Source organism: Labrys sp. WJW (assembly GCF_001676615.1).
In the GTDB taxonomy this organism is placed as follows: domain Bacteria; phylum Pseudomonadota; class Alphaproteobacteria; order Rhizobiales; family Labraceae; genus Labrys; species Labrys sedimenti.
Map to the genome: position 1 here is coordinate 1 of NZ_LYXZ01000058.1, position 22,587 is coordinate 22,587.

The window sequence follows — 22,587 nt, forward strand, 5'->3', positions numbered from 1 at the left end:
CCAGTCCCGCCTCGGCATTGCCGTTCACGCCTGCGGCGGGCGTGGCGAGGTCGAGCCCGACCACCTTGGCGCCCTCTGCACGAAAGCGCTCGACCACGCATCGCCCAATGCCGCCGGCCGCGCCCGTGACCAGCACGCGCTTGCCAGCGAAGTTCCATGACGTCATGACGTTCATCCGGTCACGCCGCAAGGGCCTGGGCTTGCTTGCCCTCGATCAGCGACCACCAGGCATTGAAGGTGGGAATGCGCGTGAGCTCGTCGAAGCGTACGGCAACGCCCCGTTCCTTCAATTCCGAAGCCAGCAGCATGACCTGAACGGAATCGAGACCGTAGTAGATCAAGTTCTCGTCGGGATCGAAATCGACCTCCTCCTCGATCAATGTGCGCACGCGTCCGACCAGCCAGTCCCGGCTCAAGGCGGAAGCGGCCGTGTCGACGAGGCCAATATCGAGCAGGCCTTGTGTGGTGACGACGCTGCCGCAGCGCGTCGCCACATAGCGCAGCGCCATCAAATGATCGTCCAACGAGAAATCGGCGACGGCATCGCCGACCAGGAAGGGCTGGATGTCGTTCATGAAGGCATCCGCCGAGGTGATCATGCAGCCGATATGGGCGTAGACGCCGCCGACCAGCAGCTGGTCGCGACCCCATTGCCGCAGAAGAGAGAGCAGTTCCGAGCGCTGGAAGGCGCTGTAGCGCCATTTGGTCAGCACCGTGTCGCCCTCTTCCGGCGCAAGGGGCGCCACGATGGCCTGCAGGGCCGGATCGGCCGTGGTCAGGCCCGGCCCCCACATGTCGTTGAGCAGGGCACGGTCGGCTGCCGGCTGTTCGTGCGGCTGCGCGGTGTAGACCACGGGAATGCCGCGCTCCCGTGCCCAGCGGCGGATGGCGACGAGATTGTCGACGAGCTGGCGCACCAGGGCGCCGTCTGCATCGTAGAAACGCAGGAAATAGCGCTGCATGTCATGGATCAGCAGTACCGCGCGGGCTGGTTCGGGCTGCCATTGCGTGCGATTGGCGGGGAACGCCTCGGGCGTGGGCATGGGATAGTCGGTGATGGAGGGAATGGCCATGGGGCACCTTCGTCAGGTCGAAAGGGAAACGGGTGGGTTTTGCAGCTGCTGGCGCAGCCGGTTCTTGTCGATCTTGCCGACCGGGGTCAGCGGCATGGTGTCGATGAAGCGGAAGCGGTCCGGCAGCTTGTATTCGGCCACGCCTTGCGCGATGAGATGCTGGCGCAGCGCCGAGGGCGGCAGGCCAGGCTTCCTGGCCACCAGGAAGGCGCAGCTCTTCTCGCCCAGCAGCGGATCGCTCATCGCCACCAGCGCGGCCTGCGTCACCTCTGGATGCCGCAGCAGCAGGTTCTCGACCTCCTCGGAGGCGATCTTCTCGCCGCCGCGATTGATCTGGTCCTTGATGCGGCCGACCACGCGCAGATAGCCCTGCGGCGAGCGCTCGACGAGATCGCCGGAATAGTAGAAGCCGTCGGTATCGAACACTTTTTCATTGTGCTCGGGGCTGCGGTAATAACCCCGGAACGTGTAGGGCCCGCGCGTGGCGAGCATGCCCGTCTCGCCGTCGGGAACCTCCCGTCCCTCTTCATCGACGACCTTGACCTCGTCATCGGGACTGATCGGGCGCCCTTGCGTGGTGAAGACGAGTTCGTCTTCGTCGTCGAGCCTGGTGTAGTTGACCAGGCCTTCGGCCATCCCGAACACCTGCTGCAGGGCGCAGCCGAGCTTTTCCGGCACCTGGCGGGCCAGTGCCTCGGCGAAGCTGGCGCCGCCGACCTGGATGAGCTTGAGGGAACGCAGGGCCGCCTCGTGCCCCGGCACCACCTGGAGCCAGAGCACCACGGCCGAGGGGACCAGGGCGGCCATGTCGACGCCGTGGCGCTCGATCAGCGCAAAGCAGCCGAGCGGTTCGGGATTGGGCGCCATGACGACGCAGCCGCCGGCATGGAACACGCCCAGCGTGCCCGGCGAACTGAGCACGTAATTGTGGCCGGCAGGCAGGGCGCACAAGAAACGGGTCTGCGGTGTAAGGCGGCAGATCTCGGCGCTGGCGCGGACCGAATAGTCATAGTCGTTGTGGGTGCGGGGAATGAGCTTGGGCGTGCCCGTGCTGCCGCCGGAAAGCTGGAAGAAGGCGACTTCGTCCGCCCTGGTCGGCGCACCGCCATGGGATGAATCCCTGCCCTCGGCGAGCCAATGGTCAAGGCTGGTGTCGGGTGATGTCTCGCCGAGCAGCAGGATTTGCGCAAGCGCCGGGGACATGGAGCGCAGCTCGCCCACGAATGTCTCGTCTGCGAAAAGTTCGTGCCGGCGGGCAGCGATCAGCAATCTGGGCTGGATCTGCTGCGCATAGGCACTCATTTCCAGCCGGCGATGGCTGTAGAGGGCATTGACCGGCGCAACGCCGATCTTGAGCAGCGCGAAGAAGACGATGTGGAATTCCGCTACGTTGGGCAATTGCACCAGCGCCGTGTCGCCATGGCCGAGGCCGAGGGCGCTCAGGCGAGCGGCCAGGTTCGAGGCCAGCCGGTCGATCTCGGCATAGCTGAACCGGCGTTCGCCGCAGATCAGCGCGAGGGCGTCAGGGCGTTCGCGGCATTGATGATCGAGGATACGGGTCAGGGGCTGGTCGAGCCAATAGCCGCGTTCCCGGTAGCGTTGTGCCAGGCTTTCCGGCCAGCGCACGAAGTCGACGTTCATAGCGTAACCTGATTGGGTCTGCAGGGATCGTGTCATGCCGCCAGGCCGCAGGCATTGAGCATGGTCTTCAGCTTGGTCTGGGTCTCGGCCCATTCGGCTTCGGGTTGCGATGCCTCGACGATGCCGGCGCCGGCAAACAGCCGGACGATCTCATGCTCGACGATGCCGCAGCGCAGGGTGACGACCCATTCCCCATCGCCTCGGCTGTCGCACCAGCCCACCATGCCGGTGAACAGGCCGCGCTCGAAAGGCTCCACGAAACGAATGAGCTTGTGGGCCTGGTCGGTGGGCGTGCCACAGACGGCCGGTGTGGGGTGGAGACGGCAAGCCAGCTGCAGCGCGCTCATCTGCGGATCGTTGAGCCGGCCATGCAGCCGTGTGGAAAGATGCCACAGCGCGGCTGTGCTGATCACGGAAGGGGAGGCCGGAATCACCAGTTCGGCGCAATGCGGCTCGAGCACGCGGCGAATGTCGTCGATGACCACGCGGTGTTCGTAGAGATCCTTCGGCGACTGCAGCAGGGCATCGGCGGCGGCCTGATCGGCATCCGGGAAGGGCTGGCGCCGCGCCGAGCCGGCCAGCGGGTTGGAGACGAAGCGGTCGCCTTCTTTCTGCAGCAGCAGTTCGGGGCTGACGCCGATCAATTCGCCGCCATCCGGCAGCGGCACGCGGAACTGATAGCCGCTGGAGTTCTGCACGCGCAGGCTGTCGAGCAGGCCGTCCACGTCCACCGACCCGGCAAACCGCAATTCGCGCATGACCGAGAGCACGACCTTGCGAATGTCGCCATGGCGAAAGTTCAGGATCGCCTGCTCGACCGCCTTCTTGAAACCGGGCTCATCGGGAATGCTGCGCTGGTCGAGCAGCGCCGGCAGGCGCTCCGCGCTGTCCGGAGCCCGAGGCGCCTGCCGCTCTCGCCACTCATAGGCTTGCGGCACGTAGAGGCAGGACGGCTCGCGCATGTCGAAGGGGATGGCTCCCATCACGATCGGGTTGTCCTGGCCTTCGGCCCGGGCTTCGTCCAGCGCCTGGCGCACGCTGCGCTGGAACTGGCTGCCCCACTCCTCGCCCCCGCGGGCGGGCATGCTGATCAGCCGATGCGGCCCGAGGGAACGAAGTTCTCTACTTCCGGTACTGAATAGTAAATTGCTACCGCCTACTGATGAGATAGTTTTCTCATCAGCATACATTGCAATGGCCCCAGCCTGCATAATTAATGCCCTTATTGTAATTCCTATAATCAGGATTTGCGCTCTTTTGAATGGTTCTTTACTGCACACTATATTTTACTAATGTGCGATTGACCATTGAATTTACATGATTATATTTTAGTTAGATTGTCAATATCGTGAATTGTCGATGAGAGAGCTAACCATAATGCAGGCCGCCTACTGGGTAGGGCGGCAATCCGCTGCCACGATGGGTGGCGTCACCGCGCATCTCTATGCGGAATTCGATCATCGGGGTGCCGAGCGAAAGCTCGACGTGAAAGTACTGCGGCGGGCCGTCCAGCTCCTCGGCGAGAGACATGCGATGTTGCGCCTGCGCGTCAGCGCCGACGGCCTGCAGGCTGTGGATGGCGATGGCCCGGTGCTGGAAGTCGATGATTTCCAGGCCCTGGACGAGGAGGCCCTTGGGCAGGCCCTGGCAACCAAGCGCGAGGTCAAGACCAATCAGCGGCTGCCGATTCACCTCGGGCGGGTCAGCGACTTCAGCCTGAGCCTGTTGCCGGGAAATCGCTGCCGCCTCCACGTCGACACCGATATGATCGCCATCGATCCGCAGAGCTTCCGTCGGCTGATGGAGGATCTGGCACGCCTCTATGAGGATGGTGAAACCCGGGAGCCAGCGGCGGCTTGCTATTTCGATTATCTGGCTCTCATGGAGGCGGATGACGTGCTTGCGGTGCGGCGCGAGAGGGACCGGGACTGGTGGCGTGCCCGCCTTTCGCAGATGCCGCACGCTCCCGCCTTACCGCGTCCCGAAGAGCCGCAGGCAGGGGTGCGCAGTCATCGTCTCGCCGCCCAGCTCGGCCCGCTGGAACGCCAGGCGCTGACCGAGACGGCCCGGCGGCATCACCTGACCCTTTCAACCCTGATGCTCGGGCTCTTCGCAGCCGTGCTCGGGGCAAGCACGGCATCCCGTCGCTTCCGTCTGAACGTGCCGATGTTCCATCGCGAGCCCTATATGCCAGGGGTGGACGAGATGATCGGCGAGTTTTCCAATCCGCTGATCCTGCCTGTCGAACTCGCCGCAGGCGAATCGGTCGAAGGTCTTTGCCAGCGCATAGGGACCGAAATGACCTTGGCGATTTCGCACGCTGCCTATCCGGGGCCCAGCGTCATGCGCGATCTCTCGCGCCTCAATGGCGAAATGCAACTCGCGCCGGTGGTCTTCACGGCGGGCCTCGACCTCGGCGGCGAACTGTTCTCGGAGCGGGTTACCCGGGTCTTCGGCGCCATGGGCTTCGTGATTTCGCAGGGGCCGCAGGTTGCCCTGGATGCGCAGGTCGCCTCTGCCTATGGCGGCATCCTGGTGAATTGGGACGTACGCCTGGACGCCATCCCCGAGGCCTGGGTCAAGGCGATGTTCGAGGCTTATCTCGCTTGCGCCAGGCATGTTGCCGGGGCACCCGAAGCCTTGAGCCAGCCCGTCGAAGCTTTGTTGGCCGTCTGCCTCAAAAGCCAGCCCTCCGCCACCAGCCACACCGGCCGCTCCGCCGGCCTCGAGGAACCCCGTTTGATGGCCCCTGTTTCTGCTCCGGAAAGAGCACTCACCCCCCTGCAGCGCGCCTATCTCCTCGGCCGCGGCGACCAGTTTCCTCTCGGCGGCGTCGCCATGCAGGAGTTTCGTGAATATCGCGGCGCGCTGGCCATCGACCAGTTCAAGGCCCGCCTGCACGCCCTCGTGAGTGCGTTGCCCTGCCTTCGCAACCGCATCGACACCGACAGCCTGACCCAACGAGTCAGCGAGGAGGCAAGGCTCAATCTCGAAGAGATCGATCTGCGGGACCTGCCGTCGGCCAAGGCCTGGGAGCGGATCGAGGCCATGCGGGAAGATTATGCCCATCATCGCCACGATCTGAGCCTCCCGCCCTGGCATATGCTGGTGTTCCACCTTCCCGAACCGCAGCCAGGGCAGACGCATCCCGATTCCCATGTCGTGTTCGCCCGTTTCGATGCTCTCGTCGTCGACGGCCGCTCGATCGCCACGATCCTGCGGCAGCTCTTTGGTTCGGTTCCCCTCTCGACAGCCGCCCCGCTGTCGTCCGCGGAAAGCCGGCGGCAGCCGGAAGCGGCCGAGCGGGAGGCGGATGCGGCCTATTGGGCACACAAGCTGGAAGCCGTCTCCGAGCCGCCGCGGCTGCCCTGGAAACGCCCCTTGGCCGATATCAAGGCCTCCCGCTATGAACGCCGGAGCATGACCGTTCCGCGGGACGATTTCGTCAAGCTGACCAAGGTCGGTGCGGCCCGGAGTCTTTTCCGCCATTCGGTGCTGACGGCGGTGATCCTCGAGACCCTGGCGCACTGGGCAGGCGAGGGAGGATTTTGCGTGGGTGTTCCCGTTGCCCTGCCGACGGGGGCGATGGGCAACGATTCCACCTTCATCGCCATCGATTATCGGGCCGGGGAGGGCACTTTCGACGACCGCGCCAAGCAGTTGCAGGCCGATACGCTCGAAGGCCTGGAACATCTCGCCTTCTCGGACATCGACATCAACCGGCTCCTGATCAACCGCCATTCGGGAGGGCCGGTCCTGCCGGTGGTCGTCACCAACGGGTTGTCCTGGGAGACGCTGGCCGAGCACAGTCCCGTGCGCCTGCATGGTGGCCTGACACAGACGCCGCAGGTGGCGATGGATATCCGGATGTCGTTGGACGAGCACAAGAACCTGGTCTTGTGCATCGATCATGCCCGCGAGGCACTCGACGGCGAGGTAGTCGAGGCCATTCTCGCGGCCATGGCCAGGGCGATCGCCGCGGTGGGCCGGCATGGCGAACTCGTCCTGCCGGCCGGTGAGGTCCTCGACCTTGGCCATTATCGCCATAATGACGGACCAACGAGCCTCGCGCCCGCCGGTTTCCTCGCACGCATCGCCGCACATCTGTTCGGCGGCGCCACGGCCAAGGACGCCCTGATCTGCGGTGAACGGCGGATTTCCTATGCCGAACTCGGCGATCAGGTCGCGCGCATCGCGGCGGCCCTGCGCCAGCGCGGCCTCCGCCGGGGAGAGGTGGTGGCGGTCTGCCTTCCGCGCAGCCCCGAGCATGTCATGGTCACACTCGCCTGTTCCCTCATGGGACTGGTTTGGGTTCCCATCGATGCCGGATCGCCGCCGGATCGTATCGGCTATCTCCTGCGCAATTGCCGGGCAGCACTGGTGGTCGGCCCCAGCCCGGCACCGGGCATCGACACCGTGTCCGTCGAGACGCTGCTTTTGGCCGAGGCTTCCGGCGACTGGCAGCCGGCGCCGGAATTCTTGACCGACCTATCCGCCAGCGAGGACGCTGCCTATTACCTCTATACCTCCGGCACCACCGGCAAGCCCAAATGCGTTGTCGTTGCCAACAGAGCGACCTGGAACGTCATCGACCACACGCTGCAATTCTGGGGCATCGGCGCCGAAGATGTCTTCATCTCCGTCACGCCGCTGCATCATGACATGTCGGTGTTCGATATTTACGGGGCCCTGTGCGCCGGCGCGAGCCTGGTCATGCCGGCGGTTGGCGAGGAGAAGGATGCCATTGGCTGGAACCGGCTGGTCGAACGTCACAAGGTTTCGGTGTGGTGTTCGGTTCCCGCCATCCTCGAAATGCTGCTCGCCTGCCAGCGGGGCGAGCAGCTGAAGTCACTCCGGCTGATCGCGCAGGGCGGCGACTACATCAAGCCGACGGTGATCGACCAGTTGCGTCGCACCCACCCCGCCACCAGGCTGATCTCGCTGGGTGGCCCAACCGAGACAACCATCTGGAGCATCTGGCACGAGATCGGCCCCGACGACATCGCCGTCATTCCCTATGGGCGTCCCTTGCCGGGGGTGAGCTATTTCGTACTCGACGAACGGGGCCAACACTGCCCACCCCATGTGGTTGGTCGCATCCACACGGCCGGTGTCGCTGCCGCGCTCGGCTATCTGGAAGACGGCAGGCTCAGCCAGAACGACTTCGTCTCCATCGCCGCCGAGGACGGACGGCAGGTTCGCGCCTTCAGGACGGGCGACCGCGGCTTTTATCGACCTGATGGCACCCTGATTTTCGCTGGCCGGATCAATGGCTATGTCAAGATTCGCGGTGTCCGGGTTTCGCTGCCCGACATCGAGAATGAGCTCGCCGCCCATGATTCGATCAAGCATGTCATGGTCGTCGACTATCCCGTCGGCGATGCCGGCGAACTGGCGCTGGCGGCGATCTATGTGAGCGAGGCGCGATCCGGGCCTTCCGTCGGAGAGCTGCGCAGCTTTGCGCGCCGGCGCCTGCCCGAAACCCATGTCCCCATCCGCTTTCTTCGCATCGAGACCTTGCCGCTCTCGGCCAATGGCAAGCCCGACCGCAAGCGCGCCAGGCAGATCCTGCTCGGATCGGACGCAAGCGAAGGTGGCGGGAGCGGTGCAATTCGCCCGGTTCCCGCATCGCCGTCCTCCAGCGGGCGCATCCTCGACATCTATCTGAGCGTGCTCGGTAAGGCGCGCCAGGATGGCCATGACGAGGGAGCGGATTTCGTGTCGATGGGCCTGCTGCCGTCGCATCTGAAGGCCGTCGCCGGCCGTATCAGCGGCGAGTTCGGCGTGAGCCTGACCCCGGCCCACCTGCTGCGCTGCCGCAATGCACGGCAGGTCGAGGAGTTGCTGGCCCGGTGAACGCGTTCTGAATTCCGGAAGACACCCCGGAACCCAATACCCAATTTCGACATTTTGGATTTTCTCCATGCCGATAGAAGACACGCCCCTAGATTGGATGCCGCTCACGGCCCCGCAGCTGGATTTCTGGGAAGAATTCAGCTTCCATCCAGACCAGCCGCTTTCCACCGTCGCCCATTATCTCGACATCGAGGGGCCGGTGGACGTCTCGGCCCTCTGCCGTGCGATTGCCCGCACCGTGCACGAAGCCGATATTCTCGCGGCGAGCTTTGCGGTTTCCCAGAGCGACGGGCTGCCGCGCCAGCGCCTCGATCCACGGCGCCTGCCCGAGGTGAAGCAGATCGACCTGACCGACCGCCCGGACCCGGCGCGGGCGGCCATGGGCCTGATGCAGGCTGACATTCACGCCAGGCTCGACCTCACGCGTCATCCGCTTTCGGCACAATGGCTGCTGCGCATCGGCGAGAACCGCTATTACTGGTACATCAGGGCCCATCACATCATTCTCGATGGCTTCGGTCTCACCTTGATCGAACAAAGATGTGCGCAGATCTACGCCCATCTGCTGGGCCGCGCCGATGCGGGGCGCCCCTTCGATCGCTTTGCCGATTTCCTGGCCGAGGAGGAGGCCTATCGCACCGGCCCGCGCTTCGCCGAGAATCGCCGGTTCTGGCAGGACTATCTCGCCGGTCCCGGTTCACTGCCGGTGGTGGACAAAGCCGGGGAGGGCTACGGAGCGGAGGGCCTGCAATCGCACGACAGGCTGCCGGACGATCTTGGCCGCATCTTGCGGCAAAGCGCGGCCGAACTGGGCGTCGCCTGGCCGGATCTGCTGGTCTTGCTGACCGGCCTGTACCTCCTGCGTCATGGCTCGGAGCAGGAAAGGGGCGGCAAAGGGCGGATGACGCTATGGCTGCCCTTCATGAGCCGCTGGGGCAGTGTAGGCGGCAACATACCCGCCATGCTCTTGAACATCCTGCCGTTCCGCCTCACCGTTACCGGAGAGGAGCCGTTGGCGGTCTTGCTGAAACGCGGAGCCAAGGATCTGCGCCGGCAGCGCGCGCATGGGCGCTATCGTATCGAGCATATCGCCAGCGATTGCGGCCTGGCCGCTGGCTCGCGCTTCTTCTTCGCGCCGCTCGTCAACGTGCTGCCGTTCGACCAGCCCGAATTCGCCGGCTGCCAGACCAGGCGCCACGTGCTGGCTAGCGGAACCGGGGAGGGGTTCAGCGTGACCTATCGTGCCGAGGACGATGCCGGCGCGCTTACGCTCGAACTCGATGCGGATTCAGCCGTAACCGGCCGTGATGCCTTCGAGCGCCACCGCTTCCAGCTGCCGGTCTTTCTTCGCCAGGCCTTGGCGCCGCAGGCGCGATCCCGTCCGGCAGGAGAGCTCTATGGCGAGACCGTGCCGATCGCCAAGGCCGGATAGAAGGCGCCGACTCTTCACCCTCCCCCTCCAGGGGAGGGTGAAGAGTCGGCATTGTTACAGCTTGTGAGCCCCTCAACGCTTCTTCAACGCCTCGGCCAAGGCCGCGCCGAAAGCGCCCTGCGCAGCCGGCTTTTCGGGCCGGGGCTGGTTGGGACGGGGAGGATTCGGCCTGGCCTTGTCGTCGCGCCTTGCGGGCTTGTCGGAGGCGCTCGCCCCATCCCGCCGCATCGAGAGGGCAATCCGCTTGCGCGGGATGTCGACCTCGACGACGCGTACCTTCACGACGTCGCCGGCCTTCACCACCTCATGCGCATCCTTCACGAAACGGTCGGCCAGTTGTGAGACATGGACGAGGCCGTCCTGGTGCACGCCGATGTCGACGAAGGCGCCGAAGGCGGCGACATTGGTGACCGTGCCTTCCAGGAGCATGCCGGGCCTGAGGTCCTTGATGTCGTCGACGCCGTCGGCGAAGGTGGCCGTCTTGAATTCGGGGCGGGGATCGCGGCCGGGCTTATCCAACTCGGCGATGATGTCGCGCACGGTCGGCAGGCCGAAGCGCTCATCCACGAAGGCTTGCGGATCGAGCTTCCTGAGGGCGGCGCTGTCACCCATCAGCGCGCGCACGTCGCGCCCGCAGGCAGCGACGATCTTCTTGGCCACACCATAGGCTTCCGGATGTACCGATGAAGCGTCCAGCGGCTCGCTGCCATTGGGGATGCGCAGGAAGCCGGCGCATTGCTCGAAGGCGCGCGGGCCGAGGCGGGAGACCTTGAGCAGGTCCTTGCGGCTGGCGAAGGGGCCATTGGCATTGCGATGCACCACGATGCCTTCGGCGAGCGAGGCGCCAAGGCCGGAGACGCGGGCGAGCAGTGAGGCCGAAGCGGTGTTGAGGTCGACGCCGACCGCGTTCACCGCGTCCTCCACCACCCCGTCCAGCGAGCGGGCCAGGCGGTATTGGTCGACATCGTGCTGATATTGCCCGACGCCGATAGATTTTGGCTCGATCTTGACGAGCTCGGCCAGCGGGTCCTGCAGCCGGCGGGCGATCGAGACCGCACCACGCAGCGACACGTCGAGATCCGGAAATTCGGCAGCGGCCGTTGCCGAGGCCGAATAGACCGAGGCACCGGCCTCGCTGACGATGACTTTCAGCGGCTTGGGCGCCGGCAGGGCGACGAGCATCTCGACCACCAGCTTTTCCGTCTCGCGGCTGCCGGTGCCGTTGCCGATGGCGATGAGTTCGATGTTGTGGCGGCGGACGAGGGAAGCGAGTTCGGCCTGGGCTCCGCGTACATCGTTCTTCGGCTGGAAGGGGTAGACGGTGGTGGTGGCGAGCAGCTTGCCGGTGCCGTCGATCACCGCGACCTTGACGCCGGTGCGGATGCCGGGATCGAGCCCCATGGTAGCGCGCGAGCCGGCCGGCGCCGCCAGAAGCAGGTCCTTGAGATTGCGGGCGAACACCCGGATCGCCTCTTCCTCGGCCCGTTCGCGCAGATCGCCCATCAGGTCGACATAAAGATGCAGGGAGAGCTTGACCCGCCAGGCCCAGCCGACGACCTCCATCAGCCAGCGGTCTCCGGGAAGACTGCCCGCGATCGCATAGGCCTGGGCGATCATGCGCTCCACGGGCTTCATGGCGGAGGCATTGTCGGCATCGACCTCGATGTCGAGCGACAGCACCTCCTCGTTGCGGCCACGCAGCATGGCGAGCGCGCGGTGGCTGGGCACACCCGACCATTTCTCGACATGGTCGAAATAATCGGAGAATTTCGCGCCGGCCGCCTGCTTGCCGTCGATGACGCGGGCGCGCAGGAACGCATGCTGCTTCATATAGGTGCGCAGCCGGCCGACTAGCTCGGCATTTTCGCTGAAGCGTTCGACCAGGATGTCACGAGCGCCTTCCAGGGCCGCCTTTGCGTCGGGAACCTCGTCGCCGAGATAGGCCGCCGCCAGTTCCGCCGGCACAGCCGCCCGGTCGATCAGGATGGCCTCGGCGAGCGGCCCCAGCCCGCGCTCGCGGGCAATCTCGGCCTTGGTGCGACGCTTGGGCTTGTAGGGCAGATAGATGTCCTCCAACTCCGCTTTGGTGGCGGCAGCGACGATCTTGGCCTCGAGTGCGTCGTCGAGCTTGCCCTGCTCGCGGATCGAGGAAAGGATGGTCTCGCGCCGGGCCTCGAGCTCGCGCAGATAGGCGAGGCGCTCGGCAAGATCGCGCAATTGGGTGTCGTCGAGCCCGCCGGTCACTTCCTTGCGGTACCGTGCCACGAAGGGCACCGTCGCCCCCTCGTCGAGCAGGGTGATGGCTGCCGTCACCTGCTGCGGCTTGGCATTGATCTCGGCTGCAATGATCGAGGCCAGGCGTGCGCTGGCGTTCGTGGCGTGTTGTTTGCCGTTCATGCGCTCCTCGTTCGAAGATGAGTCGCGCACCATAGGCAAGGTGGGGCGGGACTGCCATGCTTCCGATTGGAGCGCAGCGCTTCTCCACAGCCCGCCGATTCTGATGGCGCCTCTCTTCCTGCCAGCTTTTCGGGGATGCGATGCAGATGGACCAGGCGACGTTTCGTGACTTCCCGAACATGCTTGCCTCAATAAAATCGATGTGATTTATTCGCGCGGCGTCACTGCGCCACCATGAGGCGGAACCGATCCGCCCGATCGAGGAAACACCCAGGGAGAAACAAGATGCGCAAGCGTCTGGTTACCGCGCTGCTCGCCTCGGCCGTTGCCTTCGCAACCGCCTCGTCACAGGCCGAAGACCTCGTCACCAAGAGCCGGATCGGGCCGGCCGATGCTCCGAAATCACTGACCTTCCGGCTAACGGGCGACGGGCCGGACAGCACCGACCCGGTCTGGGCGGAGGGCTACAAGAAGCTGTTCGGCGAGTTCATCCAGCGCCATCCCGGCTGGAAGATCGAGCTCGAACGCATGTCCGACAATATCGGCCAGGAGCAGGCCCGCATGCTCGAACAGGCCAAGGCCGGCCGGGGGCCCGATTGCGCGGCGGTCGATTCCTTCGTGCTGGCCCTGTTCATCGGTGCCGGCGTGCTCAAGCCGCTCGATGCCTATTTTACCAAGGACGAGGTCAACGATCTCTTCCCCTTCGTGCGCCAGGGCATCACCGGCAAGGACGGCAAGATCTATGCCTGGTGGTGGGATACCGATCTGCGCGTGCTCTACCGCAAGAAAGACATCGTGCCGGAAGCCCCGAAGACATGGGACGAGTTGAAGGCAGCGGCCCTCGCTTCCAAGGAGAAGGGCATGGAGGGCCTGCTCTTCAATGCCGGGCGCTGGGAGGCCACCACCTTCGACTGGCTCGCCAATTTCTGGAGTCAGGGCGGCAAGCTGGTCGACGACAGCGGCAAGCCCGTGTTCGCGGAGGGCGAGAATCGCGAGAAATTCCTCAAGGCGGTCAAATACTTCAAGGATCTCGTTGATTCCGGCGCCGCGCCCAAGCGCGTCACCACCATCATGAATTACGACGAGTTGAACGCCGCGGCGGCGGCCGGGACGACGGCCTTGTTCATCGGCGGCAACTGGCAATATGGCCAGCTCAAGACCATTCTCGAACCGGAAGCCTTCGAGCAATGGACCTTCTCGGAGATTCCGGGACCAACTGTCGGGCAGAACTCGACCGGTACTGGCGGCTGGACGGTCGGAGCCTTTGCCAACGATCCCGACAAGGTCGCCATGTGCGCTGCGATCGCCAAGGAGGTCTATTCGGGGCTGGGCAATGCCCTGCAGCAGCAATTGCCGACCTCCAAGGCGCAATATGACAAGTTCGACGTCTTCAAGACCGAGGCGAACAAGGCCTTTGCGGCGGCGCTCACCCACGGCCAAGCCCGGCCGGGGGTGCCGATCTATGCGGAAATCTCCAACCAGATCCAGGTGATGATGGGCGATGTGCTAGCCGGCACCAAGACGCCTGAAGCGGCCCTCGATGCTGCCAATGCCGCTGTGCAGGCGGCCTATGCCCGGCAGAAGTGAAAAAATGAGGTGGGTGGCGTTGCGAGAGACCAGTGGTTCGGCCCTACCAATTGCGGACGGACCATTGGTTGCATGCACCTCGCGGTTCCCGAGCAAGGCGCGGCAATCCTTCCCCGACTTCGGGGAAGGTGGCGCTGCGCAGCAGCGACGGAAGGGGGAGGGTGGTGCTCACCGAAGAAATATAGGCGGATCTGCGCCACTCGCCCCCACCCGAACTGGCTTCGCCAGTCCACCCTCCCCGAAGTCGGGGAGGGATCGTTGCGCCTAACTCTTCGCAGCCGACAGGCCTGATCAGAAGAGTCGTAAGCAGGAGAGGGACGCCATGTCGACGACCAAAGCCGTCATCGCCGCCGTGCCGCACCGCCGCAGCGGCCTCGGCCTCGGCCGGCGGATCGACACCAATCCCTTCTCCTGGCTGGCGCCGGCCGTGCTGCTGCTCGCCGCCTTCTATCTCTACCCGATCATCGACGTCTTCCGTCTGTCCCTGACCAATGCGACGCTGCTCAGTTCCGAGGAGCGCTACACGCTCGATACCCTCTACGCCATGCTCGGCAATGCCGCGCTCGGTGACATCCTCCTCACCACCTTCGTCTTCTGCGTAGCGAGTGTGATCGGCCAGCAGGCGGTCGGCTTCGGCATTGCCCTGGTGGTGGTCCGCGGGGAACGCCGCCGGCTTCCCGGCATGACGATGATCCGCACCATCGTGCTGATCGCCTGGGTCATTCCCGGAATCGCCAACGGCCTGATCTGGCAGATGCTGTTCTCCGAGGCTCCGTTCGGCGCCATCAACAGCGTGCTGCGCCTCCTGCATGTCGCACCCGTCGCCTGGCTGTCCGATCCTGCCAATGCCATGATCTCAGCCATCATCTCCAATGTCTGGCGCGGCACGGCCTTCTCGATGATCGTGTTCTACGCCGCGCTCAAGGGCATCGATCCCACGCTCTATGAGGCGGCCAATGTCGATGGCGCCAATGGCTGGCAGAAATTTCGCTTCGTCACCCTGCCGATGATGCGTAGCGCCATTCTGGTCAATTCGATCCTGATCACCATCCAGACGCTCAACACCTTCGACGCCATCATTTCGCTGACGGGCGGGGGGCCCGGCCGGGCGACGGAAGTGCTCTCGCTGTTCACCTACAACACCGTCTTCCGCAATTACGACCTCGCAGGCGGGAGCATGCTGTCCGTGCTGATGCTGGTGATCAGCCTGGCACTTGCCCTGTTCTATGCCGCCTTCCTGCCGCGCTGGGAGGATCGCACATGAAGGGCGAGCGTCGTGAGAAATGGGGCGATGTCGCCACCTATATACTGGCCGGGTTGATCGCCGCCTTCTTCCTGACGCCGCTCCTATGGCTGCTGTCGCTGGCGCTGCGCTCGCGTCAGGAGGTCTTTCTGGGCGCCGCCCGCTTCATCCCCAAGCGCCCGACGCTCGCCAATTTCGCACAGGTGCTGAGCGATCCCGCCTTCCTGGTCTATCTGTGGAACGGGCTGAAGCTCTCCGCGCTCGGGGGGCTCGGCTGCCTCGCGGTGGCAGCCCCTGCCGCCTATGCCTTTTCGCGCTTCTGGTTTGCCGGCCGCTCGGCCCTGATGATGGCGATCCTCGCCTTCCAGATGGTCTCGCCCCTCGTCATCCTCGTGCCGCTCTATCGCTATATGAGCGATCTCGGCCTGCTCAACAGCCATTTCGGCGTGATCATGGTCTATATCGCCGTGGGCATACCCATGTGCACCTGGCTGCTGAAGAGTGCCATCGACGCCATTCCGCGCGAATTGGAGGAGGCGGCTGCCATCGACGGCTGCAGCCGCTTCGGCATCTTCTGGCGCATCACCCTGCCGCTGATCACGCCCGGCATCGCCTCGGCCTTCATCCTGATCATGATCCTCAATTGGTCGCAGTTCCTGATCCCCTTCCTGCTGCTCAACAAGGATCCGCAACTGCCGATCTCGGTGGCGATCTTCAATTTCGCCGGCACCTCCAATGCCTCCACAACCCAGGTGCTGGCAGCAGCCTGCCTAGTGGCGGTGGTGCCGGCCATCATCGCCTTCGTGGCGCTGCAGCGCATGGTGGTCGGTGCGCTGACGGCGGGGGCGGTTAAAGGCTGATGTCGAAAATCAATCATAACATTTTGTTTTTCCTGGGAGTTCTATAATGTCTCTTACGATCCAGCAGCGGATCGCCCGCCTCGATGTCCGCGTGCTCGAGCTCGGTTTCTGGCGCGAGCGCGAGAAGGTCGCCATCGACGGCTGGACCTTCGATGGCGAGCCGATCGCCCTCGGCGTCGACTGGCCGCGTCGCGAGGGTGTCGCACATTTCGCCGCCAAAGCCGAGGTGCCTCAATCCTGGCCGCTGGAGGAGACCCGCCTGATCCTCGATCTCGGCGGCGAGAGCCTGGTCACCCTGACGGACGAGGCCGGTCAGAAGCGTTATGGCCACGATCCCTATCACCAGGAATATCCGGTGCCGGGCCAACGCTTTTCGATCGAGACGGACAGCGTGGCCCGGCTGCCTTTCGGCGAACCCGTGCCCGAGCCACGCCTGCTGGCGGCACGCCTGGCGCGCATCGAACCCGCCGTGCACAAGCTGCGCCTGCTGCTCAAGCAGGTATCAGAGGTGGCGCACTTCTTGGGTGAGCACGAGGTGGTGCCGCATCTGGTGGACGCGGCGGAGCGCACCTTCGCTGCGCTCGACTGGCCCTCGGCCACCACGGACTATGTCGCGCGCATGGGCGACTACACTCAACAGCGCTCGATCTGGCAATTGCCGGTGCTAAAACCGAACCCCGACGGGCTGCGACAGGACCATCGCGCCAGCGTGGCGGCGGCCCATGACGGGCTGGTGGCCGAATTGCGCGCGCTCAAAGCCCGCTTTCCCCAGCAAGGCAAGCTCGGCATCACCGGTCATGCCCATATCGATCTCGCCTGGCTTTGGCCCTATGACGAGACCCGGCGTAAGGCCCGGCGCACCTTCCACACCGCTCTCCGCCTGATGGAACAATTTCCGAGCTTCGTCTTCAACCAGTCCACGGCCGCCTATTACGCCCAGATCGAGGAGGACGATCCGGCCCTGTTCACCGATATCGTCGCGGCGGTGAAGAGGGGCCAGTGGGAAACCATCGGCGGCATGTGGGTCGAGCCCGATACCAACATGCCGACCGGCGAGAGCTTCGTGCGCCAGATCCTCTACGGCCAGCGCTATTTCCAGCGCCAGTTCGGCGTGCGACATCGCGTCTGCTGGCTGCCGGATTGCTTCGGCTTCTCGCCGGCCCTGCCGCAACTGCTCAGGCAGGGCGGCATGGATTCCTTCTTCACTATCAAGGTCAACTGGTCGGAGACCAATCGCTTCCCGCACGACCTCTTCTTCTGGGAGGGCCTCGATGGCAGCCGGGTGATCGCCCACACCTTCGACAATCCGCTGCACGGCTATAATGGCTCGACGGAACCGGCAGCTGTCATCCCGACCTGGAAGAATTTCCGCCGCAAGGACATCCATGACGAGAGCCTGCTCGCCGTCGGCTATGGCGATGGCGGCGGCGGCACCACGCCCGAAATGCTGGAACGCCAGGCCCAGCTTGCCGATTTCCCAGCGATCCCGGCGCTGAGTCCAGTTCGGGTCGAAGATTTCTACGCACGCATACATGACAATGTTCCGGCAGAGAAAATCCCGGTCTGGTCGGGCGAGATCTATCTCGAACTGCATCGGGCCACGCTGACCACGCAAAGCCACACCAAGCGCCTGCACCGCCATGCCGAACGGGCCCTGATCACCGCCGAGACCGTCGCCTCGCTGGCGGCGCTGCTCGGCGACCCGCTGCCCGAAAGCCTGGAACCGGCCTGGCGCAAGGTGCTCAAGAACGAGTTCCACGACATCCTGCCGGGTTCGGGCATTCGCGAGATCTACGAGGATGCCGAACGCGAACTCGGCGAGGCGCTGGCGACGGGCCGGCAGGCTCAGGAAGCCGGACTCGAAGCCGTGGTGGCGCAACTGCCGAAGGGCGGCTCGGCCGAGATGCTGGTGGTCGTCAATCCCGATCTCCATGCGCGGCCTATCCGCTGCGAAATCGACGGGGCTCCCTTTGCGACGGAGGGCACGGTGCCCCCGCTCGGCATCGTCGTGCTCGATCATGCCGGGCTGCGTGCGCCCGATGGCCTCACGGTTTCGAAGACGGGCCTCGAGAACCGCTTCGTGCGGGTTGTCCTCAATGGCGACGGCACGCTCGCCAGCCTCTACGACAAGCGTGCTGGACGCGAGGCCCTGGCCGGCCGTGGCAACCAGCTCTGGGCCTATGCCATGGACAAGCCTCGCAACTGGGACGCCTGGGACATCGAGGACGACTATGCCGCCAATGGCCAGGAACTGACGGCGGTGGAGGCGATCGAGGTCGTCGAAACCGGCCAGCATCGTGTTGCCGTCAGGATCGTCAGGCGCTTTCGCGACTCCACCATCACCCAGACCCTGCGGCTGTGGGCGAACTCGCCGCGCCTGGAAATCAGGACCGATCTCGACTGGCATGACCGCCGCGTCTTGCTCAGGACCCTGACGCCGGTGGCGGTGCGCTCGGACTTCGCGACCTTCGAATGCGCCTTCGGCATCGTCAGGCGCTCGACCCGCGACAACACCTCCTGGGACAGCGCCCAATATGAAGTGCCGGCGCATCGCTTCGCCGATCTTTCGGAGCCCGGCTTCGGTGTCGCCATCTTGAACGACGCCAAATATGGTCACAGCGTCAAGGGCAATGTACTCGGGCTGAGCTTGGTGCGTGCGCCCATCTATCCCGATCCGCTGGCCGATGAGGGCGAGCAGAGCTTCCTTTATGCGCTCCTTCCGCATCAGGGCAGCTGGCATGAGGGTGGCGTGCGCGAGGAGGCGCTCGATCTGAACCAGCCAGTGCTGGCGCTTGCCACCACCGGTCTTCAGCCCGTATCGCTCCAGCCTCTCGCCATCGAGGGCCTCGCGGCCGGGCTCGGTGGTCTCAAGCGGGCGGAAGAGGGCGGGGGGCTCGTCCTGCGCGTCTACGAGCCTGCCGGCGCCCGTGGCTCCTTCACCGTCAAGCCGGCCGCGGGCTGGCGGCTCGGCGAGGCCGTCGACATCCTGGAAGAGCCTGTGTCGCGTGCAGGCGGGGTGGATCTCAAGCCTTTCGAAGTCCGCAGCTGGGTGCTGAATAAGGAATGATGTCAGGAGCGCGGACGACCTTGTTCATGAGCGCTAACATTGCGAACAAAGCCGCGGGATCGCGGAGGGTCGATCTCCTCTGCTCCATCAAGTGGTGGAGCGAGATCGACCGCCTTCGCACTCCCTATCGCTCGACATTTCCAAGATGGTCGATCAGGAGATCGACCCTCCATCCTCCCATAGACCCTGCAAAGCTTGTGCTCCCGGGCATCTGCCGCCACGGTTGACAAGACGGGATAGCGTGCGGCTTGATCGGTCCGGATATGAAGTCCTCCCTCCTGCCGGGCGAACTCGCCGGCTCCAATTCCGGCCACGCCGCCAGCCACAACCAGGCCGTTATCCTGCGCACCATTCGCTGGAGCCAGCCGATTTCGCGCACGGAACTGGCGCGCCGTTCCGGTCTCAGCAAGCAGGCGGTCGCCCGCATCACCGAAAAGCTGCTCGATGACGGGCTGATCATCGAGGCGCGCCGGCGCTACGGCATGCGCGGGCAGCCGGCGATCGAGCTGGAGATCAATCCGGAAGGCTGTTTTTCGGTGGGCATCGGCCTCGGGCGTGATCATCTCACCATCGTTGCCGTCGATGCGCTCGGCACTGTGCGTGACCGGTTGCATCGGGAGGTGCGCTATCTCTTGCCCGATGCCTTCTTCGCCGAGGTGAAGGAAGCCCTGAAGACCTTCCGGCGCCGCCATGCCATCGACGAGAACCGGCTGGTCGGCATCGGCCTCGCCATTCCCGACCTGCTGGGCGAGATTCCCTTCATCGGCATGCCCGAGGCCTATTCCATCTGGGAAGAGACGGATATCCGTGCCTGCTTTGCCGCCTTCACGGAACAGCCCGTCTTCATCGACAATGATGCGACGGCGGCGGCGATCGGCGAGCTCACTTACGGGCTCGGCGTGGAGATCCGCAGCTTCTTCTACATCTTCATCGGGGCGGGGCTGGGCGGCGGCATCGTGCTCGACGGCGCCTGCTATCACGGGTCGAGCGGCATCAGCGGAGAAATCGGCTGGCTGCCGCTGTCGCCGGCAGGCGGGCGGGAAGGCGACGGCGTGCAGCCGCTGGGCCAGCTCGTCTCGCTGCTGCAGCTCTACGACTTTCTGGCCCGGCACGGCATCGCCGTCACCCAGCCCCAGCAATTGCTGGGGCTCGACGAGCGTGGCAAGGATCTGGTGGTGATCTGGCTGCGCATGGCAGCCCGGCATCTGGCCGAGGCAGCCATCGATATCGGCCTCCTGATCAATCCCGATGCGGTGTTGATCGGCGGGCGCCTGCCGGTGACCCTGATGGACAAGCTGCTGCTCTTCGTCCACGAGGAACTTGCTCGCGACCCCAGGCCGATGCCGCCGGTCTATCGTGCCGGCGGCTCCGAGGACGCTGCAGCGCTGGGAGCCGCAACCATGCCGCTCGCCCATGCCCTCCGGTTGGAAGCGGCCGATCCGGCACAGCGAACGCGCTCGCCGCTGCGAGCCCGGGATCTTCGCTGAGAGCGACCAATGTCGCGGCGCTCTTGCCCGAAGCCGCCGCTTCTTTTTTGGCACGCCATTTAACGCAGCTGGAAGGGCCGGCGCATGTCCGGCAGCAGGATGTCGAGGAAGGGGATCGCCGCGATCCCCTGTACGACGCCCTGATCGGACAATGTGCTGCAGCGAATTTCCGGCAGCCAGAAAGGGTGCGTCGGGTCGATCATCCGGCTTCGACGCAGCATCTGCAGGCGTGCGGCAAGCGCTTCCAGCAGCGGCGTCGGCAGGCGGCCACCCACCACGATCAGGCGCGGACCGATGAAGGCGGCCATGGCGATGATCATGTCGGTGAGATGCTCGGCGGCCTCATCGAGCCATTGCTGCACGGCGGCTTCCGACAAATCGTGGCTGGGCAGGCGGCTGGTCGCCGCCACCTCGTCGAGATAACGCCCGTCGCGGCCGGTACGCATCAGCCCGACCAGGCCCGCCTTGTGCTCGGCACCATCGAACACGGTGCCGCCGATGATCATGCCGGCCCGCACGGTCGAGCCGAGCAGGATGAAAACGAAACTGTCATCTGCCTTGGCGACGCCACCCTGCCGCTCGCCGATGGCTGCGGCGACGGTGTCGCGTTCGACGATGGCGCGATAGGGCGAGAGGGCGGCCCTGATCGGCTCGGCCTGCTCTCCTGCCGTCAGTCCGATGCCGTGAAGGCGGCCGCCGGGCGCCACCTGCGACAGGCGGCTGACGGCCTTGCGGATCCAGCCGGCGGTTTCCGTCGCATCGCCGACGGGGCCGTCCTCGGCGAAGAGCGGTGTGCCGGCCAGATCGGTGGCAATCAGCCGCGCACGCTCGCCGGCAAGATCGACGCCGATCGACACGGCGCTGCCCGGCCGTATGGCAAAGCAGGTGGAGCGCGCCGAACTACGGGTCTCGATCAGGCCGTCGCCCGTCAGGCGGCGCAGGATGTTGGCGATGCCGGGTACGGTGAGGCCGGTGACATGGGCGAGTTCGAGCCGGGTCATCGCGCCGCCGCGCCGCAAAGCCTCCAGGGTGACGCGCAGATTGTGATCCGCCGCCTGCACCAGGTTGAAGCCCGAGGTCTGGTCGCGCCTTTCGGGAAAGCGCGCGGGAAGCGGGGGGCTGCGATCGATCGGCATACTTCTTCGTCAAAGCTCGGTCAGGATGGGGCTCCGGGAACGATACCCCATCGGCGCTCGCCAGGGCAGGGCCGGTTTGAGGAGAAGACCAAATCCGATGGGGTTCTCGCTTAAATCGTCCGCAAGAACCCTGGCGCTATCGTCATCGAATCGTGACGCGGCCGCTATGCGTCGAACGCTCACTCGACCGTGTCCGAAGGAAAACAGCCAATGGCGCACGATGATCGCACCAAGATCATTTCCAGAAGAACTGTAGAATCAGCGGCTATGCTGGCAAGCGTCAAACGGGCGATGGTGATCACGGCGGCTCTCAACCGCTTGACGTTCAACGATGCGGAAGAGGTCCGGGCGCTGTTCAGTGACCTCATCGGCCGGAAAGTAGACGACAGCTTCATGCTGATCCCACCGTTCTACACAACAGGCGGGACGGACATCCGCGTCGGGCGCAACGTTTTCGTCAATCAGAACTGTACGTTCTACGACCTTGGCGGGCTGGATATCGCCGACGATGTGATGATCGGCCCGAATGTAAGCATCCTTACGTCCGGCCATCCCGTCGAGCCTTCGCAACGTCGAGTCTCCGTCATCGCAAAGCCCGTTTCGATTGAAAGAAATGTCTGGATCGCTGCTGGTGCGACGATCATCGGCGGGGTGACGATCGGCGAAAACTCAGTTGTTGCGGCAGGCTCCGTGGTCACGAGGGACGTGTCGCCGAATACGCTCGTGGCAGGCAATCCGGCCAGGGTCATTCGCTTGCTCGGTGACTAAGCGCGCGTCCACGAGGGACGCGTACAAGTTCCAGCATCGC

General features: G+C 64.8%; 14 protein-coding genes. 8 read left to right on the forward strand and 6 right to left on the reverse strand.

Annotated features, from left to right (window positions below):
• From BA190_RS36230 to BA190_RS29335, 4 genes are all read right to left on the reverse strand, one after another.
• Nucleotides 1-175 (reverse strand): SDR family NAD(P)-dependent oxidoreductase (locus tag BA190_RS36230; protein ID WP_371260432.1); only part of this gene is annotated, 175 nt, incomplete at its 3' end.
• A 4-nt stretch (nt 176-179) separates the two neighbouring features.
• Nucleotides 180-1,073 (reverse strand): isochorismatase, encoded by an 894-nt coding sequence (locus tag BA190_RS29325; RefSeq protein WP_068296432.1) that lies wholly within the window; start codon nt 1,071-1,073, stop codon nt 180-182.
• 12 nt (nt 1,074-1,085) lie between these two features.
• Nucleotides 1,086-2,714 (reverse strand): (2,3-dihydroxybenzoyl)adenylate synthase, encoded by a 1,629-nt coding sequence (locus tag BA190_RS29330; protein WP_068296434.1) that lies wholly within the window; start codon nt 2,712-2,714, stop codon nt 1,086-1,088.
• Nucleotides 2,715-2,746: 32 nt separating this feature from the next.
• Entirely contained in the window at nt 2,747-3,904 is a 1,158-nt protein-coding gene (locus BA190_RS29335; protein WP_245314991.1) for an isochorismate synthase MenF, read from the reverse strand.
• A gap of 187 nt (nt 3,905-4,091) precedes the next feature.
• Here BA190_RS29335 and BA190_RS29340 point away from each other — a divergent pair, with 187 nt between their 5' ends.
• Both BA190_RS29340 and BA190_RS29345 read left to right on the forward strand, forming a co-directional pair.
• Nucleotides 4,092-8,570, forward strand: coding sequence for an amino acid adenylation domain-containing protein (locus BA190_RS29340; protein ID WP_068296439.1), 4,479 nt, complete (start codon nt 4,092-4,094; stop codon nt 8,568-8,570).
• Nucleotides 8,571-8,637: 67 nt separating this feature from the next.
• Nucleotides 8,638-10,002: a condensation domain-containing protein gene (locus BA190_RS29345; protein ID WP_068296442.1), complete on the forward strand. Its 1,365-nt coding sequence runs from the start codon at nt 8,638-8,640 to the stop codon at nt 10,000-10,002.
• Between the two features lie 72 nt (nt 10,003-10,074).
• On the opposite strand, the gene BA190_RS29350 is transcribed toward BA190_RS29345, so the two are convergent.
• The gene (locus tag BA190_RS29350) at nt 10,075-12,399 is read right to left on the reverse strand and encodes a Tex family protein (RefSeq protein ID WP_068296445.1); all 2,325 of its coding nucleotides are present in this window, start codon (nt 12,397-12,399) and stop codon (nt 10,075-10,077) included.
• 285 nt (nt 12,400-12,684) lie between these two features.
• Here BA190_RS29350 and BA190_RS29355 point away from each other — a divergent pair, with 285 nt between their 5' ends.
• From BA190_RS29355 to BA190_RS29375, 5 genes are all read left to right on the forward strand, one after another.
• Nucleotides 12,685-13,986, forward strand: a complete 1,302-nt coding sequence (locus BA190_RS29355) for an extracellular solute-binding protein (RefSeq protein ID WP_068296447.1) — start codon at nt 12,685-12,687, stop codon at nt 13,984-13,986.
• Between the two features lie 322 nt (nt 13,987-14,308).
• Nucleotides 14,309-15,250 (forward strand): carbohydrate ABC transporter permease, encoded by a 942-nt coding sequence (locus BA190_RS29360; RefSeq protein WP_068296449.1) that lies wholly within the window; start codon nt 14,309-14,311, stop codon nt 15,248-15,250.
• The gene (locus BA190_RS29365; protein WP_068296450.1) at nt 15,247-16,089 is read left to right on the forward strand and encodes a carbohydrate ABC transporter permease; all 843 of its coding nucleotides are present in this window, start codon (nt 15,247-15,249) and stop codon (nt 16,087-16,089) included. The genes BA190_RS29360 and BA190_RS29365 overlap by 4 nt, the downstream gene beginning before the upstream one ends.
• Before the next feature lie 46 nt (nt 16,090-16,135).
• Entirely contained in the window at nt 16,136-19,156 is a 3,021-nt protein-coding gene (locus tag BA190_RS29370) for a glycoside hydrolase family 38 C-terminal domain-containing protein (RefSeq protein WP_068296455.1), read from the forward strand.
• Nucleotides 19,157-19,419: 263 nt separating this feature from the next.
• The gene (locus BA190_RS29375) at nt 19,420-20,643 is read left to right on the forward strand and encodes an ROK family transcriptional regulator (RefSeq protein ID WP_068296458.1); all 1,224 of its coding nucleotides are present in this window, start codon (nt 19,420-19,422) and stop codon (nt 20,641-20,643) included.
• A gap of 59 nt (nt 20,644-20,702) precedes the next feature.
• Here the strand turns inward: BA190_RS29375 and BA190_RS29380 are convergent, their stop codons facing one another.
• Nucleotides 20,703-21,779 carry an ROK family transcriptional regulator gene (locus BA190_RS29380; RefSeq protein WP_068296465.1) on the reverse strand — a complete coding sequence of 359 codons (1,077 nt, stop codon included), beginning with the start codon at nt 21,777-21,779 and terminating at the stop codon, nt 20,703-20,705.
• A gap of 210 nt (nt 21,780-21,989) precedes the next feature.
• Between BA190_RS29380 and BA190_RS29385 the strand changes: the two genes are divergently transcribed.
• Entirely contained in the window at nt 21,990-22,547 is a 558-nt protein-coding gene (locus BA190_RS29385; protein WP_068296467.1) for a sugar O-acetyltransferase, read from the forward strand.
• The last annotated feature ends 40 nt before the right edge of the window (nt 22,548-22,587 follow it).